General features: G+C 55.9%; 17 protein-coding genes. 9 read left to right on the top strand and 8 right to left on the bottom strand.

Going from position 1 to position 15251, the window contains the following annotated elements; translation table 11 throughout:
* Positions 1–63: 63 nt before the first annotated feature.
* The 6 genes from HUO07_RS02825 (at position 64) to HUO07_RS02800 (ending at position 5437) form a co-directional block, all read left to right on the top strand.
* Positions 64–312, top strand: a complete 249-nt coding sequence (locus HUO07_RS02825) for a YfhL family 4Fe-4S dicluster ferredoxin (protein WP_008957577.1) — start codon at positions 64–66, stop codon at positions 310–312.
* Positions 313–317: 5 nt separating this feature from the next.
* The gene (locus HUO07_RS02820) at positions 318–1616 is read left to right on the top strand and encodes an MATE family efflux transporter (RefSeq protein WP_176302307.1); all 1299 of its coding nucleotides are present in this window, start codon (positions 318–320) and stop codon (positions 1614–1616) included.
* A gap of 173 nt (positions 1617–1789) precedes the next feature.
* Positions 1790–3100 (top strand): short-chain fatty acid transporter, encoded by a 1311-nt coding sequence (locus tag HUO07_RS02815; RefSeq protein WP_176302306.1) that lies wholly within the window; start codon positions 1790–1792, stop codon positions 3098–3100.
* A gap of 94 nt (positions 3101–3194) precedes the next feature.
* Positions 3195–3734: an acyl-CoA thioesterase gene (locus HUO07_RS02810; RefSeq protein ID WP_176302305.1), complete on the top strand. Its 540-nt coding sequence runs from the start codon at positions 3195–3197 to the stop codon at positions 3732–3734.
* 34 nt (positions 3735–3768) lie between these two features.
* Positions 3769–4773 (top strand): ion transporter, encoded by a 1005-nt coding sequence (locus HUO07_RS02805; RefSeq protein WP_176302304.1) that lies wholly within the window; start codon positions 3769–3771, stop codon positions 4771–4773.
* Between the two features lie 58 nt (positions 4774–4831).
* The gene (locus tag HUO07_RS02800; protein ID WP_176302303.1) at positions 4832–5437 is read left to right on the top strand and encodes a LysE family translocator; all 606 of its coding nucleotides are present in this window, start codon (positions 4832–4834) and stop codon (positions 5435–5437) included.
* A 5-nt stretch (positions 5438–5442) separates the two neighbouring features.
* Here HUO07_RS02800 and HUO07_RS02795 read toward each other — a convergent pair whose 3' ends face one another.
* Both HUO07_RS02795 and HUO07_RS02790 read right to left on the bottom strand, forming a co-directional pair.
* The gene (locus HUO07_RS02795) at positions 5443–5802 is read right to left on the bottom strand and encodes an I78 family peptidase inhibitor (RefSeq protein ID WP_246286439.1); all 360 of its coding nucleotides are present in this window, start codon (positions 5800–5802) and stop codon (positions 5443–5445) included.
* 114 nt (positions 5803–5916) lie between these two features.
* Complete coding sequence (locus HUO07_RS02790) at positions 5917–6048, bottom strand: entericidin A/B family lipoprotein (RefSeq protein WP_176302301.1); 132 nt, start codon at positions 6046–6048, stop codon at positions 5917–5919.
* A gap of 174 nt (positions 6049–6222) precedes the next feature.
* On the opposite strand from HUO07_RS02790, the gene HUO07_RS02785 reads away from it, so the two are divergent.
* Positions 6223–6642 carry an HIT domain-containing protein gene (locus HUO07_RS02785; RefSeq protein ID WP_176302300.1) on the top strand — a complete coding sequence of 140 codons (420 nt, stop codon included), beginning with the start codon at positions 6223–6225 and terminating at the stop codon, positions 6640–6642.
* 8 nt (positions 6643–6650) lie between these two features.
* Here the strand turns inward: HUO07_RS02785 and HUO07_RS02780 are convergent, their stop codons facing one another.
* The 4 genes from HUO07_RS02780 to HUO07_RS02765 are packed head-to-tail and all read right to left on the bottom strand — an operon-like array spanning position 6651 to position 9271.
* Entirely contained in the window at positions 6651–7652 is a 1002-nt protein-coding gene (locus HUO07_RS02780; RefSeq protein WP_176302299.1) for a nickel/cobalt transporter, read from the bottom strand.
* A gap of 52 nt (positions 7653–7704) precedes the next feature.
* The gene (locus tag HUO07_RS02775) at positions 7705–8364 is read right to left on the bottom strand and encodes a DUF1007 family protein (RefSeq protein ID WP_176302298.1); all 660 of its coding nucleotides are present in this window, start codon (positions 8362–8364) and stop codon (positions 7705–7707) included.
* The gene (locus HUO07_RS02770) at positions 8361–8720 is read right to left on the bottom strand and encodes a hypothetical protein (RefSeq protein ID WP_176302297.1); all 360 of its coding nucleotides are present in this window, start codon (positions 8718–8720) and stop codon (positions 8361–8363) included. The genes HUO07_RS02775 and HUO07_RS02770 overlap by 4 nt, the downstream gene beginning before the upstream one ends.
* Positions 8717–9271, bottom strand: coding sequence for a hypothetical protein (locus HUO07_RS02765; protein WP_176302296.1), 555 nt, complete (start codon positions 9269–9271; stop codon positions 8717–8719). The genes HUO07_RS02770 and HUO07_RS02765 overlap by 4 nt, the downstream gene beginning before the upstream one ends.
* A gap of 147 nt (positions 9272–9418) precedes the next feature.
* On the opposite strand from HUO07_RS02765, the gene HUO07_RS02760 reads away from it, so the two are divergent.
* On the top strand, positions 9419–10552 hold the full coding sequence (locus HUO07_RS02760; protein WP_176302295.1) for a glycerate kinase: 1134 nt from the start codon (positions 9419–9421) through the stop codon (positions 10550–10552).
* Positions 10553–10820: 268 nt separating this feature from the next.
* Positions 10821–11297, top strand: a complete 477-nt coding sequence (locus HUO07_RS02755) for a Dps family protein (RefSeq protein WP_027958621.1) — start codon at positions 10821–10823, stop codon at positions 11295–11297.
* 93 nt (positions 11298–11390) lie between these two features.
* Here the strand turns inward: HUO07_RS02755 and HUO07_RS02750 are convergent, their stop codons facing one another.
* Together HUO07_RS02750 and HUO07_RS02745 are read right to left on the bottom strand one after the other, a co-directional pair.
* Positions 11391–12857 (bottom strand): aminoacyl-histidine dipeptidase, encoded by a 1467-nt coding sequence (locus HUO07_RS02750; protein ID WP_176302294.1) that lies wholly within the window; start codon positions 12855–12857, stop codon positions 11391–11393.
* Positions 12858–12885: 28 nt separating this feature from the next.
* The gene (locus HUO07_RS02745; RefSeq protein ID WP_422822678.1) at positions 12886–15084 is read right to left on the bottom strand and encodes a tRNA(Met) cytidine acetyltransferase TmcA; all 2199 of its coding nucleotides are present in this window, start codon (positions 15082–15084) and stop codon (positions 12886–12888) included.
* Positions 15085–15251 lie beyond the last annotated feature (167 nt).

The raw sequence follows: 15251 nt of genomic DNA, 5'->3' as shown, positions 1-15251 counted from the left end.
TTGTTGAGTAAAACACTCGGGTATTAGACAGCCCGAGTGTGAACGTATACGCGAGGTATGCCCATGGCCCTGATGATTACCGACGAGTGCATTAACTGCGACGTCTGCGAGCCCGAATGCCCTAATGATGCGATCTCCCCAGGCGAGGAGATCTATGTCATCGACCCCAACCTATGCACCGAATGCGTAGGTCACTATGACGAGCCTCAGTGTCAGCAGGTTTGTCCGGTGGATTGTATCCCGCTTGACCCAGAGCGCCACGAAAGCCAAGAGCAGTTGATGAAGAAGTATCGCATCATCACGGCCGCTTAAGCCTAGTGCGTATCTGGGCCCTCGCCTGGCCAATCATTCTTTCTAATATCACCGTTCCGCTACTTGGGTTGGTCGATACCGCCGTGGTCGGGCATCTGCCCGACTCTCGCTACCTGGCGGGCGTCACCCTGGGTGCAACTCTGTTCAGCTTTCTCTATTGGGGCTTTGGTTTCTTGCGCATGGGCACCACGGGATTAGTCGCACAAGCCATGGGCCGCGAGAGCGACACGGATGTGCGCAACCTGCTGGGGCAATCACTTATTATGGCGCTAGTGATCGGCACCTTGCTGATTGTATTTGCCTCGCCGCTGATTACGTTAGGCTTGTGGCTATTGGATGGTAGTGAAGTAGCCACCGATTTAGCGCGTGAGTACGCCCATATCCGTCTCTGGTCAGCGCCCGCGGTACTCGCCAACTACGCCATTTTGGGCTGGTTTTTAGGCCAGCAAAATTCCCGCGTCACGCTAATGATTTTACTGCTGACCAACAGCGTTAATATCGTGCTGGATTTATGGTTTGTGGTGGGGCTGGGGATGACCAGTAACGGCGTGGCCTGGGCCAGCGTTATCGCCGACTACAGTGCTTTAGCCTTCGGCAGCTATCTGGTGCTGCGCCAATTAGCCAACCTGAACGGCCACTTTTTGCGCGAGCGCCTGCTGGCGCTGGCAGCCTACACCGCGCTGTTTAACGTCAACGCCAACCTCTTTGTGCGCACCCTCGGCCTGCTGTTTGCCATGGCGTTCTTTACCGCCCAGGGCGCCCGCCAGGGCGATACGGTGCTTGCCGCCAACGCTGTACTGCTGCAGTTCATTATGCTCACCAGCTATGCGTTGGATGGGTTTGCCCATGCCGCGGAATCATTGGTCGGACGTGCTTATGGGCGCAAAGATTGGCGTGAGTTTGCAGCCACCGTTCGCGCCGCTGCCGTTTTTTCATTCTGGACCGCGGGCGCAGCGGCTCTTCTGTTTGCGCTAGGCGGCAACGGCCTTATTGCCCTGCTCACCGGCCTTGAAGAGGTGCGCGAGACCGCAGCGCACTACCTGCCGTGGATGGTTGCGATGCCGCTGATTGCGGTATGGAGCTACCTGCTTGATGGGGTATTTATTGGCACTACCGCCGTGCGTGAAATGCGTAACAGCATCTTTATCGGCCTCGCCGTCTACCTGCCCGCCTGGTGGCTAACGCAAGGGCTGGGCAATCATGGCCTGTGGCTGGCGTTTATGCTCTTTACGCTGGTTCGCTCGGCGGTACTCATTCACTACTATCGTCTTTACTACCACCGCCGCTACCGGTTAAGCCACTGACGCTGGCGCTAAAACAAACACGTTGAGCAGCAACTGAGCTAATGTGAAATTAAGCGGGCAGCTTCAACGTGAAAAACAGCGCGCTCCCCCGTATATTAGCCATGCACTTCCTAGACACTGACTAGCAAGACACTGACTAGGCACTTTCTAATAATGAATAAAGAGAGCATCCCATGCTTAAAATGATCTCAAAACCGGCCGTAAAGCTGGTGGAGCGCTATCTACCCGACCCGTACATTTTCGTTCTGCTGCTGACGTTAATCGCGTCGGTTGCCGCGATCGCTATAGAGCGCCAAACGCCGCTGGCGGTGCTGCGCTTCTGGGGCGATGGCTTCTGGGGTTTACTTACGTTCTCTATGCAGATGCTGCTGGTGTTGGTTACCGGTTTTATGCTGGCTAGCTCCCCGCCGGTAAAACGTATTCTGCAAAAAATCGCTGGTACGGCCAAAACGCCCGGTGGCGCCATCATTCTGGTGACGCTGGTTTCCTTGGCGGCCAGCTGGATTAACTGGGGTTTTGGTCTTGTGGTCGGCGCGCTGTTTGCTAAAGAGCTGGCCCGGCTGATTCGCGTTGACTATCGGCTCCTCGTTGCCAGTGCCTACTCGGGTTTTGTGGTGTGGCACGGCGGCTTGGCAGGTTCGATCCCCTTGACCATCGCCACCGAAGGCCATTTTACCGCTGACCAGATTGGCGTCATTAGCACCGGCTCAACGATTTTCGCCTTCTTCAACCTCGCCATTGTGGTCTGCCTGTTTATCGCCATCCCACTGGTGAACCGTATGATGCTGCCGGATGAGAAGGATAGCGTCTACGTCGACCCCGGTGTACTGAACGACGAGCCAGAGCCGGTAGGACGCATTACTCGACCGGCAGAGCGTCTTGAAAACAGTTTGACCCTTTCCCTACTCGTAGGGGTGCCTGGGGTGCTGTTTCTGCTTGATCACTTTTTGCTGCGCGGCGGTGGCTTGAACCTTAACGTCGTTAACTTCCTGTTTCTGTTCCTTGCTATTGTTCTACATCGCACGCCACGCAACCTTCTCAATAGTTTGAACGAAGCGATCAAAGGTGGCGCGGGCATTGTTATTCAGTTCCCCTTCTACGCTGGCATCATGGCCATCATGGTTCAATCAGGGCTGGCTGAAAGCATGTCTGAGTGGCTGATCTCATTTGCCACCGCCAGCTCACTGCCCTTCTGGTCATTTATCAGCGCCGGGATTGTGAACCTGTTTGTCCCTTCTGGCGGCGGCCAATGGGCCGTACAAGCACCGGTGATGATCCCTGCGGCTCAAGCGTTAGGTGCCGACATTTCACGGGTGGCCATGGCAGTCGCTTGGGGTGATGCCTGGACCAACCTGCTGCAACCCTTCTGGGCGCTACCGGTACTCGCTATTGCCGGGCTGAAGGCAAAAGACATTATGGGCTTCTGCCTGATTCAACTGTTTATTACCGGTATTATCATTTCAGTCGGCCTAATGTGGTTTTAAAAAAGACCTAGTTTTAAAAAACAGCCAATGACTGCCCGCCGCCCAATTTGCCCAGCCTCTGGGCGGCGGGAAGCGATAACAGAAGGAACACCGTATGTCCGAGACGGAAACCAGCGCGAGTACCGCTATCAATACTGCCCTGCCTGGGCAGCACGAACTATCCATGACGGTATTAATGACACCTGACATGGCGAATTTCAGCGGCAAAGTGCATGGTGGCGCTATTCTTAAAAAGCTCGATGAAGTCGCGTTTGCCTGTGCCAGCCGTTATTCAGGTCACTACGTGGTGACACTGTCGGTGGATCAAGTGCTGTTTAAACAGCCTATCCATGTGGGGGAACTGGTTACCTTCTTAGCCTGCGTCAATCATGTTGGCCGCTCATCAATGGAAATCGGCATTAAGGTCGTAGCCGAAGATATTCGCAATAAGCTAATCCGCCATACTAATAGCTGCTACCTCACCATGGTCGCGATTGATGCTGAGGGCAAGCCCGCCAGCGTACCGCCACTCACGTTGGCAACACCGCTTCAGAAACTACGCTTTGAAAAAGCAGCGCTGCGCAAAAAGTTACGCAAACAGGCGGAGCGAGAAGAGCTGTTGACCCAACAGCAGCATCAATCGCAAGCCCAGTAACAACCGTTGCAACGTCCCACCATAAGGAGTTCGCATGCCCGCCAGGGAACGCTACCCGCACCTGCCTAAAGCGGTCGAATATGCCCATATCGGTTGGGATTTTTTCATTTTAACGCTTGTGGTGATTAACCTCTCGCTACTGCTGTTTGATTCACTGTTTTTGCTTGGCCCTATCAACCAAGGTATCGCTGGCATCGCGCCTGGCTTTCACGCGTTCTACGATGACACCATCCATAGCCGCTTTATCGCCATCGACTTGGTGTTTGTAAGCTTTTTTATTGCCGATGTACTGCTTGGCTGGTCCATTTCGATTGCCGAACGGCGCTACCACCGCTGGTTCTTTTACCCCTTCGTGCACTGGTATGACGTGCTGGGCTGTATTCCCCTGGCAGGCTTCCGCCTGTTGCGTATTCTGCGTGTCGTATCGCTGCTCCATCGTCTACACCGGCTGGGCTTAATTGATGTCACCCGCTGGGATATTTACCTATTTTTTGCCAAGTATTACGACATTTTGCTCGAAGAGCTTTCCGACCGTATCGCCTTAAAACTCTTGGGTAATGTTCAGCAGCAGATTCGCGCCAGTGACTCGCTGACCGAGCGAGTCATCGACCGAGTGATCATGCCCCGCAAAGCGCAGTTAATCCATGAGATCGCCCAACGGTTAGAGAGCACAATTGGTAAAGCCTACCAGCATAACCGCCAATCTATCATGGCGGCGATCAGCGACTTAGTTAGTCGTACGCTAAGAGAAAGCCCCGAGATTCAGCGCTTTAACCGGTTGCCCATGGGGCAGCAAGCCACGAGTGCAATGGAAGCCTCCCTAAGCGGTGTTGCCCAGCGACTAGTCGATGAGCTACTGCTTGGCATCCATTCGGATGAGTTTAAGGAGTTAGTTGAGCGCACCGCCGACAGCGGCTTTGACACCTGGCTAACGGTTGACGAAGGCAGCAACCGGGTTACCGAACAGATGCTGTATGACATCCTCGAAATGCTTAAGGAGCAGGTCAATCGTCAACGCTGGAAAGACCGCTATGATTAGTCATGGCGCGTTCATTACACAACCACTCAGCACAACCGCCTAGTATGGATACACTTAAATGAACAGCGAATGGTTAATCCTCGGTCCTGCCGCGCTCTATATGATGTCGATGACGCTTACGCCAGGGCCGAACAACGTGATGCTCACCGCCTCTGGCGCCAACTTTGGCTTTAAGCGCACGCTACCGCATATGTGGGGGATTTTAGGCGGCTGCTTTTTGTTGTTTGCTGGCATCGCACTGGGGTTAGGCGTGCTATTTGAGCGCTATCCCGCTGTTCAAACCGCGCTTCGCTGGATAGGCAGCGCCTACTTGCTCTATCTGGCATGGAAAATTGCCAGCGCGCCACCGCCTAATTTGAAGGCACGCGAACATAGCGTACCGTTTACGTTTTGGCAGGCGGCAGCGTTTCAGTTTGCCAACCCTAAAGCATGGGTGATGGGACTTGCGCTAATGGCGGGCTTTTTACCCGAAAGTGGTCAGCCGGTCTTCAATGCGCTGGTACTTGCAGGCTTTGCTGAGGTGGTAGCACTGCCGTGTATTGCTTTATGGGCGGCCTTTGGCACGGCTATTGGGCAGTGGATCAAAAGCGACGGCGCATGGCGGGCGTTCAACATTACGATGGGGATATTGACCGCCGCCTGCGTCGTGCTGATTTTACGCTAGAGGCGTTAGCCGCAGCGTAAGTCCTCAATAACATCTTGATCATCAAGGTGGATATTCAAACGATCCGGACGGTGATCCATCGTGGCTGCATCACCAGGTCGAAGCACACGCACTTGGCGAGCGCGGCTATCACTTTGCAACTGCGATACCTTCGCCTCATCGAATGGCTCGCCTATCGCGTGTTGAATAGCCTCCAGGTCACAGGCAGCCGCCTGATCATCACTGGAGTCATTCGGCGCTACCGTGGGCGGCGGTGGTGCTGCGTCGACATCGTCGCTGGCTGGGGAAGTCGGCATCTGTGAGCTGACGCAAGCGGTCAGCAACATCGTAGAAGCGCTAACTAGGGCGAATTTAGCCAGAGTCATACGGGGCTTCATCCTTGAATCTCCAAATAGCAGATTATGAATAAATAAGTGCTAAACACCACCGGGCCGAGCAAACGCCCGGCCCGGTGGAGAACATCAGCTTACTAGTGCAGCTTAACTGGCTGCATCCTGGACAGCTTGGCCGCCCTCTTCCACATCCTGGCCAGCACCAGAGATGGTGTTACAACCGGTAAGAACACCCGCGGTCATCAGCAGCATAAAGCTCATGGCTAATAATTTTTTCATTTTCCGTTCTCCTTAACGAATCATTCAACATCGGGAAACTCCACTGGCAACTCTCATTGCCGCTTGGGAGTTTTTTCAGGGTAACAGCGTTTTCATGATCATGCTCGCTTTCCCTACTTCACTTTGCGACTGCTATGCTAGCAATTATTTAAACTGCTGTCTGGAGTCCATGACTTGAACAATTTCGAGCTAGATGAACGCCTAACGGCTGATACACTTCCTATCGCCGACCTTCCCCTCAGCCGCGTGCTGCTTATGAACGATGCGCGCTATCCTTGGGTTATTCTGGTACCCCGCTATGGCGCTATCAGCGAGGTGTTTGAGCTTTCCCTTGATGACCAGCAGCAGCTGTGGCGGGAAGCCACCCAGCTTGGCGAGGCCATGAAAACATCACTAGGAGGTGACAAAGTCAACATTGCCGCGCTAGGTAATGTCGTCAACCAACTGCATGTCCATGTCATTTTACGGCGCCACTCGGATGCCACCTGGCCTGCACCGGTATGGGGCAATGGCTCCCCCGAACCCTACGACCTGGATGGCCAAGCGCAGTTACGTCACCAACTTTTAGCGCTTATTGATGGTCTTGATGTATAGCCTGGGCGTTACCCCGTCAGAGGATGACTTTGCCGAGTGGGTGGTTCATTCAAAAGCGGCCCACTCGCGGGCTGCGCAACGCCCGCGACGCTAAGCGAAATACCCAGCATGACAATCAGCGCACCACCGGCCAAGGCCAGCCAGCCGGTGGCTTTTTGTACACTGCGCTGACTATGTTGTTGCTTGGACAAGCGCCGCTGCGCCCAACCACGGGCGAGGATACTTGCCAGCGCGAGCGCCGAAACGGTAATGCCCGTGCCCAGCGACATCGCCACCACGGATGCCACTCCCACCTCGAACTGGCCCAGCAGGCTGGCAGCCCCCAGCATCAACACCGCCCCACTACAGGGCCGCATGCCAATAGCACCGACCGTTATTATCGCTGTGCGCCAATCTAACGCCTGCTGCGGCTCAATATGATGAGCACCGCCACAACAGTGACTATGGGTATGATCATGTCTGTGACTGTGGCTACGGTCATTTTCATGGGCCTGATAGGCTGCGCGCAATTGCTTGATTGCTCGCCAGCATAGCCACGCGCCTAACGCCGCTACCAACAGAAAACTAGCTTGCTCTACCCAAACAACACTGCCCATGGCTTGCCGGGTTATCCAGCCTAGGCCGTATACCAGCACCACGACCAATATTATGGCAGTCATACCCTGCAGCAAGGAGGCGGCAAACGAAAGCCCTAAGGCGCGCTTAACAGCTCCGCCATGCGTCGCCAAATAGGTCGCCAGTACGGCTTTACCATGCCCCGGCCCAGCGGCATGAAACACGCCATAGGCAAAGCTAACGCTCAGCAGGGTCGCCCACGTGGCCATACTGGGAGTACGGGAGAGTTCGGTAATCGCCAGCGTCAGCGAGCGATGCAGATCACGCTGCCAGCCGAGCAGTTGGTAACTCACACCCTGAAACCCACCTTGCCAAACAATGACGAGCACCACCGCGGCTAATAGAAGGCCCAGCATTAGTCCTAAGTGACGTGTAAAAGGCCGCGTTAAGGCCATCTGTCGCTCCATCGTGTAAAAATTAACAATTAATATTGTTAACAAATAGCGCCTAGCGGCAATCTACTTGGCCGGTCTCGGCAAAGTAGCGCCCCAACCCTGGCTCACCGCTTTCATCTTTATCAAGCAGCGCGGCTTCCATCACCACTTCTGGGTCAGGATCTGCGGGCAGAATAGAGAGCTCACAGGCAAGCTCGCCGTTAAGTATCAGCGCATCATCCCGTGGCTGACCGCCCTCCTCTTCATGGACAACTTCGATGTAGTAAGTGGGGTCAAATACTTGATAGCGAAGCAGAGAATCTGCCAACGGCTGGGGCGTTTCCAGCGGCAGAATAAACATAAAGGTCAGCCGACCATCGCGCTCCAGGGCAGTATATTCACTCACCTCGCCCAACGCCTGCGGCTCGTCGTTGATGCGTACTTCGGTTAAATAGTGTTGACCGGAAAGATTATCGCGAATCTCTTTGCCAAGCTGATCAAGGCCCTGCTCAAGGCTGGCGTTCTCTACCTGCTGCAGTTCTTCGAAAACCACCAGACTGTAAAAAGGGTCCATCCGCCACGTTTGATGCAAGCCACTTACCATGCCCTGGTCATCGGTGATGATCCGCACACTCACGTCGATCCAGCCATGAGGATGGGCACGCGCATCAGGGCTAACCAGCAAACTACTTCCCGCCAAGAAAAACGCCACGGCGATACCCGCCCCCCTCATGGCGCGACTCCCAACTTATGCTGCAAGTCGACAAGCCATGGGTCGAGCAAATAGGGTGGCAACGGTTGACTACCTCTTAAGGCTGATACACTCACTCGACTACCGCTGCCCTCTTCACTCACCTGCAGTTGCAGCTGATACCCCGGCCAGCGGGCAAGCGATGCTTCCGCACGCCCCAGGGCAATATCCGCATGGCGCACCACATAGCCTTGCTCAACCATCAAGTCTATTGCTTTGCGAAACGTTTCCTCGGTCGGCGTTGTGTAAACTAACTCACGAGGTTCCAAAGGCGCTGTGGTGGCACAGCCAGCCAATCCCGCCAGTAGCGCTATTAATACCCAGTGGCGAAGATTCATAACGGGCTCCCAGCGGTAGGCACGCTCTGCTCGAAAGCGGTTTGAAAGCGCTGACAGAAATCATCATTGCTGGCGCTATAGGATTCGCGTAAATCGCCCATGTGATCAAAGCGGCGAATATCACGGGAGATACGTATATGCGCGTCGTTCACAAAAATCGAGACACGCTCTACCTCCACAGGCTGCTGACCTATTCCACCACCAAAACCTATCCCACCGCCAAAACCGATGCTGGAACCACCACCAATGCCCAAGCCACCGAACATACGCATGCCACTCCCATAGCCATACGCATTATCGTAAGGGTCATAATAACCGTGCAGTTCACGTTCACGACTGGCGCTAATTAAGCCCAATGTGGTATCGGTAGAGGTCAGAGTAAACCCCCACTCGGTCAGGATATCTACACTGGTTTCAAGCGCCCGCGCATCCGTTGCAGGAAAATAGCACGCAGCAGCAGGCGCTGGTTCGGCTTGAGGCAGGCTACTTGGAGTCACTTGACAGCCAGCAAGCGCTAGCAGGCAGGTTAAGCTTATGGGTATCGACTTCATGTTAGATCCTCTAACGGACGAGGCCGCTGGTTTGGCGCAGGCTAGCGCGCTGATCTCGCCAACGGGGGCATACTTAACTGACACTGTAGTGAAGACACTGTATTAAAGACATCGTATTGAAGACACCGTTTTGCGGAGATCGTGCTAATGAATGTTTTGCTTTGCCCCGACAGCTTTAAAGATGCGCTGAGCGCCCAAGACGCCGCCGCCGCCATGGCTCGGGGCGTCAAGCGCGCCATACCAAGTGCCCAAGTGCAGGCTTGCCCATTGGCTGACGGTGGCGAAGGAAGCCTAGATGCACTGATCGCCGCGACAGGTGCCGAGCGCCGCCAGTTGGATGTTCGCGACGCCCTGGGACGCCCGATAAAAGCCGCCTGGGGCTGGCTTAGCGACCAGCGTACAGCGTTTATTGAGCTGGCAGAAGCCAGCGGTTTACAGCACCTTACTGGCGATGAGCGCAACGCGCTGCACACCTCTACCTTTGGGGTGGGTGAACTGCTGCTGGCAGCGTTGGATCAAGGCGCTGAAAAGGCGCTTTTACTGCTCGGCGGTAGCGCTACCAATGACGGCGGTGCCGGTATGCTGCAGGCCTTGGGTGCTCGCTTTTTGGATCAAAACGACGAACCGTTACCTCCTGGCGGTGCGGCGCTTAGCCAACTGGCCCGTTTAACACTGGATGGGCTAGACCCGCGGTTGGCTGGGCTCGCCCTTGAGGCGGCCGTGGATGTTGATAACCCGTTGCTGGGCGTACGCGGTGCCACCGCAGTATTTGGTCCGCAGAAAGGTGCCTCACCTGAGGAAGTCGAACAGCTAGACCGCGCGCTGGGCCACTTTGCTGATATTAGCGCTCAGGTGCTCGGCGAGGACTACCGAACGCTACTAGGCGCCGGGGCAGCAGGTGGCATGGGGTTTGCGGCCAAGGCCTTTTTAAACGCCACGCTAAAACCCGGTATCGAAATGATTATGCAGCAGGCTGACATGGCAACGCTCTTAGCCAACGCGGATCTAGTGATTACCGGTGAAGGCCGCCTGGATGGCCAGAGCCTGGCGGGTAAAACGCCCATCGGCGTTTCCCGTGCCGCCAAGCGCCTTAACAAACCCGTTATCGTGTTAGCAGGCAGCCTAGGCGATGGCTGGCAAGCCTGTTTTGATGAAGGCGTCACGGCCGCCTTCGCGTTAGCCGACGGCCCCATGACGCTAGCTGATGCACTACCGCGCACCGCCGAGCTACTCGAAGCGCGCTGTGAAAATCTGCTGCGACTGTGGGCGCATAAACGTTGAGGTATATAAGCGTTGAAAAGCATGCAGGCCTTGAAAAGAGCTCTCAGCGCCAGCATTTAAATGGTAGTCAAAGGGTAACGGCAGGCATCTAATGTCTTAGCACTGTTTAATGTCTTAGCATTATTTAATGTCTCAGCGCTATGGCGGCGATGCAAAAAACTTGTTTTGCATTGCACCAAAGACGCCCTACTCTGTAACACTGTTATTAAGATTTGTGCTGGAAAACGCCTTAACCGCCGCTCATTGCGGCATAAAGAGGGAGCAGGATATGACTGACACTAATAGCATTGGCCTACACGAAGGTAGCGCTAGTCAACTCGCCGAAAAGCTTAACCACCTGCTAGCCAACTACCAAATTTTCTACATGAACGTGCGCGGCTACCACTGGAACGTTCGCGGTAGCGACTTTTTTGAGCTGCACGCCAAGTTTGAAGAGTTCTACACCGACCTGCTGACCAAAGTGGACGAAGTGGCCGAGCGTATCCTAACCCTGGGGCACAAACCGGTACACGCTTACAGCGATTACGTCACGCTATCGCGCATCCAGGAAGATAAAGACGTTCACGACGGCACCACCTGCGTTAAAGGCGTGTTGAAAGGCTATCAAACGATCATTGAGCTACAGCGCGAACTACTGGCGCTCGCCTCTGACGCTGATGATGAAGGCACCGCGGCACAAGCCGGTGACTACATCCGCGAGCAGGAAAAAACCATCTGGATGCTCAACGCCTACTTGAGCAAATAAGGGTTAAGCAGATAAGCGCGTTCGCTTAGCGTAAAAACGGCACCCACTTGTTGGGTGCCGTTTTTTTATGCGCGGCCATTCACACGACAAGGACTAGCGCTGATCGGCAAGATCCTCGATCAACGCCCTCAGCATCGCCCAAAACTCTTCAACCGATTCAAGCTCCACCCGCTCATCCGGCGAGTGAGCACCGCGAATTAGCGGGCCAAACGAGATCATATCCAAATGCGGATACTTGCTGCCCAGAATACCGCACTCCAGCCCGGCATGAACCACCTTCACCTCTGGCTCACAGCCCAACAGTGCCGCGTGGCGCGCTTTAAAGGTCGCCAATAACTCGCCATTGGGATTGGGCGCCCAACCTGGGTAGCTGTTTTCCACCTTTACCCGCGCGCCAATCAAGCCAAACAGCGCTTGAAAGCGATCCGCCATAGCGACCACGGCACTGTCGTGCAGCGAGCGAACCAATGCGCAGAGATGCAGCCGCCCATTTTCCAGGCTTAATACGCCCAAGTTATTGGACGTTTCCACCACGCCCGGCACATCGGCACTCATCCGCTCCACGCCGCATGGGGCAGCGTGAAGCGCGGCCAACAACATGACGCTGGCATCCAGCGTTAGCGGTTCTGCTTCAGGCACCTCAGTCAGCTGTTGGGCGCTGATTTTAAGGCCGCTATCACCGCTGCCCAGCTCTCTTAAAAGAATGGTTTCCAGCCCGGCGATGGCCACCAGCGCGGTGTCTACTTCATCGGCAGGCAACGCCACCTGGGCAAAGGCTTCACGGGGGATTGCATTACGCAACGTGCCGCCGTGGTAGCTGATCAAGCGCGCATCAAAGGCTTCTAACGTCCTTAACACTCTAACCAGTAGCCGGTTGGCATTGCCCAGCGGCTTGTGGATATCGATACCCGAGTGACCGCCTTTCAGGCCGGTCAAGGCAATCTCAATGACCTGTTCGTGGTCGCCAGCAGCGGCGCTCGGCAGCTGGGCATCGACTTCTACATCAGCCCCGCCCGCGCAGCCAATATAGACCTGCCCCCGGTCTTCACTGTCCAGGTTGAGCAGCAACGAGCCTTCCAGCCAGTTCTCAGCCAGGTTCAGCGCACCGCCCATGGAGGTCTCTTCTTCCAGGGTAAACAGCGCTTCCAGCGGCCCATGACGGAGATCGGGATCTTCCAATACGGCGAGAATTGCCGCCACGCCCAATCCGTTATCAGCGCCTAAGGTGGTGCCTTCGGCGTGCAGCCACCCGTCGGCGACATAGGTGCTGATCGGGTCGCGAGTAAAGTCGTGCGCGTGGTCGCTATTGGCCTGGGCCACCATGTCCAGGTGGCCCTGAAGCACCACGCCGGGTGCCTGTTCACAGCCGGGGGAAGCCGGTTTACGTAGTCGTAAATTGCCAAAAGCATCGCGGTCGTGCGTTAAGCCTTGGGCATCGGCCCACGCTTCGAGGATGGCGACAAGCGCCGCTTCATGCCCAGAGGGGCGCGGCGTATTACAAAGGGTTCGAAAGTGGCGCCAAACTAAGGAAGGCTCCAGCGCTTCAAGATGTTCGTTCATTAAAGACTCTTCGTTATCGGCAATCGGCCTACTTTACCTCAATGAGGTTATTCACGGCGAGGCGCAGGGCCTTCAACGCGTCATTGTGTGCCGTCGCCAGGGGTATATTTTGAAACGCCCACGCCGCCACTTGTCGATGTGACTGCTGTTGCGCTTCCGTTAAGGGGCAGTGGCTGGCTTGCCGGGCCAAGGCTTGCAAGGCCGGGCGAGCAAGAACAGGATCGCGATGAGCGGTCGCCACATCTTCAATATCCTGCCAATCGCGCGCATTAAGCGAAATGCTCGGCATCTGACCGAGCAACAGCACGACAACCGAAGCAGGCAACGCCTTCAACTCAAACGCCAACAGGCCCGCTAATGCCGCCTGAAAGCGCTCATTCAGGTCGGCAAGCACCGCTTCACCCTGCGCGTTTAACGCTTTCGCCACCATCACAGCAAACTCACCGGTGGAGGCTTCACGGGTAATGCCTAAACGCACCGGCGTAAACCCCAGGGCCAACCAAAACCGCAACAGCGACGCCTCCGCACCAAAGGTGGCGCCATACAGCGCGACACCCTGCTGCTTGGCGGCGGCCATATCATCATGCAGTAGCGCTTTCCCCAAGCCTTCGCGGCGACGCTCAGGGTGCGTCGCGATCCTCACCACCCGCCGCCAGCGGGCGGTCAACGCCTCACGGCTACCGGCGTGAGTGGCCAGCGACTGCGCCAACAAATGTCCCTGGGGCCGACGTTCACCGCGGGCGACTTGATGGGCAAGGGTGGCCTCAAAACCGCCCTCCTCTCGTGTCACCAAAACCGCCTGAGGCTCGCTCGCCTGCTCGATCACGCGCAATGCCGTACCGGGGCCGTCAAGCAGTTGGCGCAGGTCGTTGGGGGAAGTACGGTAGTGCGACTGCACCAGCAGTCCAAACAGCTTTTCCAATGCCGCGTCTTGCTCGGCAAGCCAGGCACGATCAACCACTTTTGTAGCTACGGCGCTGTCATTCGGTTGAGCCATGGGCAGCGCTGCTTTTAACAGCAGCAGTTGATTGACCAGCGCTTCCAGCGGGTCGCCACCTTGCCAGCGAATGGGCGACTCAAGCGCCAGCGCTTTCCACTGGGGCGTCAGCCGGTCAAGGGTGTCGCGAAAGCGCAGCGCGAATCCGCGACCGGAGCCCTCATAGCCGTGCACCGTCGTGGCAAAGGCAATGCGCGGAAAAGCCACCAGCCACTGCCCCAGAAGCGTAGCGGGAATTGCCGCCGCCTCATCCACCAATAAATAACTGCCATCGCCGCCCTGCACCTGCGCATTGACCTGTTCGGTCAAGTCGTCTGGGGGTAAAAAAATCAGCTCGCGGCCCTCGGCCAGCACAAAGTGATCTTGGGCGACCCGTAGACCTGCCGGGCAGAGCGCAGACAGCCGTTCAAAAACACTCTCCACCGCACTCAGGTGCGGCGCGGTCAGCACGATGCGCTGGGCTTTGTCCATTAGCAGCCGGGCGCAAGCGATACCCAAGGCGGCGCTTTTGCCGCGCCCACGGTCGGCAGTTATTACCAGCGGGCGACGCCGCTTTAGGCCCACCAATTGCTTTACGGCGACGGCTTGATCTAAGGTCAGGCAGTCGCTATCACCAGCGCTGGGATCGCCTGCTCCACTCGAAGCTAATTGAGGCAATTGAGGCAGCTGCAACGGCTGTCCCGCACACCAGCGCACTACCTGAGTAGAGGCTTGCAGTTGACGCGCCAAGCGCGCCAAATAATGGCAGCTCAGTTGCGACCAGTGCCAGGGGTAATCAGCAAAACGCGCGTAGTCCGGGTCAGGTGCTTCACCCCACGGCTGGGGTGTGAGTAATATCAGTAAACCACCCGCCGTGATCGTTCCCGCCAGCGCCCCCAGCGCTTCAGGGTCAAAGCCTGTGCTGTGTGTATCGATCACGACCAGTTGATGCTCAGCCCCCAGGCGTGCCCGTGCCTTGCGCGGTGAGAGAATAGGCGCGGAAAACTGCAATGCGGTGTTCTCATTGGTCACCCACAGAGGCGCCTGCCAGGAGAAGGATTGCCATATGTCCTGGGCGATTGAGCGACACTGTTCTGCCTCACCGCTTAACCATACCAACTGGCGCCAGCCGCGGCGGTTGAGACGCTGCGCATGATGAACTAACGCTGCCACCCTTCGCGATGGGTGTTGGCTTTCTGACAGCTGATTATTCAGCAAATAATTGCCTACTCCGGCGCGCCGGTTTCCCATCACGTTACCCTATAAAGTGTGCCGCTGAGCCTCTTATGGTGAGCCTTCTGCTTACAACTTTGGTTGAACAATTTAACTACTTTCAACGTTTCTGTACTACTTAACGACTCATCTCAACATTCAAAAACCCTATAACTGTCTGTTTTATTTAAAAATGTAAAATTTAA

This window comes from Vreelandella maris, assembly GCF_013371085.1.
GTDB lineage: Bacteria > Pseudomonadota > Gammaproteobacteria > Pseudomonadales > Halomonadaceae > Vreelandella > Vreelandella maris.
The sequence above is the reverse complement of the archived record's forward strand: the minus strand, read 5'-3'. Positions and strand labels throughout refer to the sequence as shown.

Bases quoted from the DNA above. Each gene is read 5' to 3' on its own strand.
- HUO07_RS02805 (WP_176302304.1), top strand. From the start codon at position 3,769: ATGCCCGCCAGGGAACGCTACCCGCACCTGCCTAAAGCGGTCGAATAT.
- HUO07_RS02760 (WP_176302295.1), top strand. From the start codon at position 9,419: ATGAATGTTTTGCTTTGCCCCGACAGCTTTAAAGATGCGCTGAGCGCC.
- HUO07_RS02750 (WP_176302294.1), bottom strand. From the start codon at position 12,857: ATGAACGAACATCTTGAAGCGCTGGAGCCTTCCTTAGTTTGGCGCCAC.
- HUO07_RS02780 (WP_176302299.1), bottom strand. From the start codon at position 7,652: ATGGCCTTAACGCGGCCTTTTACACGTCACTTAGGACTAATGCTGGGC.
- HUO07_RS02790 (WP_176302301.1), bottom strand. From the start codon at position 6,048: ATGAAAAAATTATTAGCCATGAGCTTTATGCTGCTGATGACCGCGGGT.
- HUO07_RS02770 (WP_176302297.1), bottom strand. From the start codon at position 8,720: ATGAATCTTCGCCACTGGGTATTAATAGCGCTACTGGCGGGATTGGCT.
- HUO07_RS02755 (WP_027958621.1), top strand. From the start codon at position 10,821: ATGACTGACACTAATAGCATTGGCCTACACGAAGGTAGCGCTAGTCAA.
- HUO07_RS02765 (WP_176302296.1), bottom strand. From the start codon at position 9,271: ATGAAGTCGATACCCATAAGCTTAACCTGCCTGCTAGCGCTTGCTGGC.
- HUO07_RS02815 (WP_176302306.1), top strand. From the start codon at position 1,790: ATGCTTAAAATGATCTCAAAACCGGCCGTAAAGCTGGTGGAGCGCTAT.
- HUO07_RS02800 (WP_176302303.1), top strand. From the start codon at position 4,832: ATGAACAGCGAATGGTTAATCCTCGGTCCTGCCGCGCTCTATATGATG.
- HUO07_RS02810 (WP_176302305.1), top strand. From the start codon at position 3,195: ATGTCCGAGACGGAAACCAGCGCGAGTACCGCTATCAATACTGCCCTG.
- HUO07_RS02825 (WP_008957577.1), top strand. From the start codon at position 64: ATGGCCCTGATGATTACCGACGAGTGCATTAACTGCGACGTCTGCGAG.
- HUO07_RS02745 (WP_422822678.1), bottom strand. From the start codon at position 15,084: ATGGGAAACCGGCGCGCCGGAGTAGGCAATTATTTGCTGAATAATCAG.
- HUO07_RS02795 (WP_246286439.1), bottom strand. From the start codon at position 5,802: ATGACTCTGGCTAAATTCGCCCTAGTTAGCGCTTCTACGATGTTGCTG.
- HUO07_RS02775 (WP_176302298.1), bottom strand. From the start codon at position 8,364: ATGAGGGGGGCGGGTATCGCCGTGGCGTTTTTCTTGGCGGGAAGTAGT.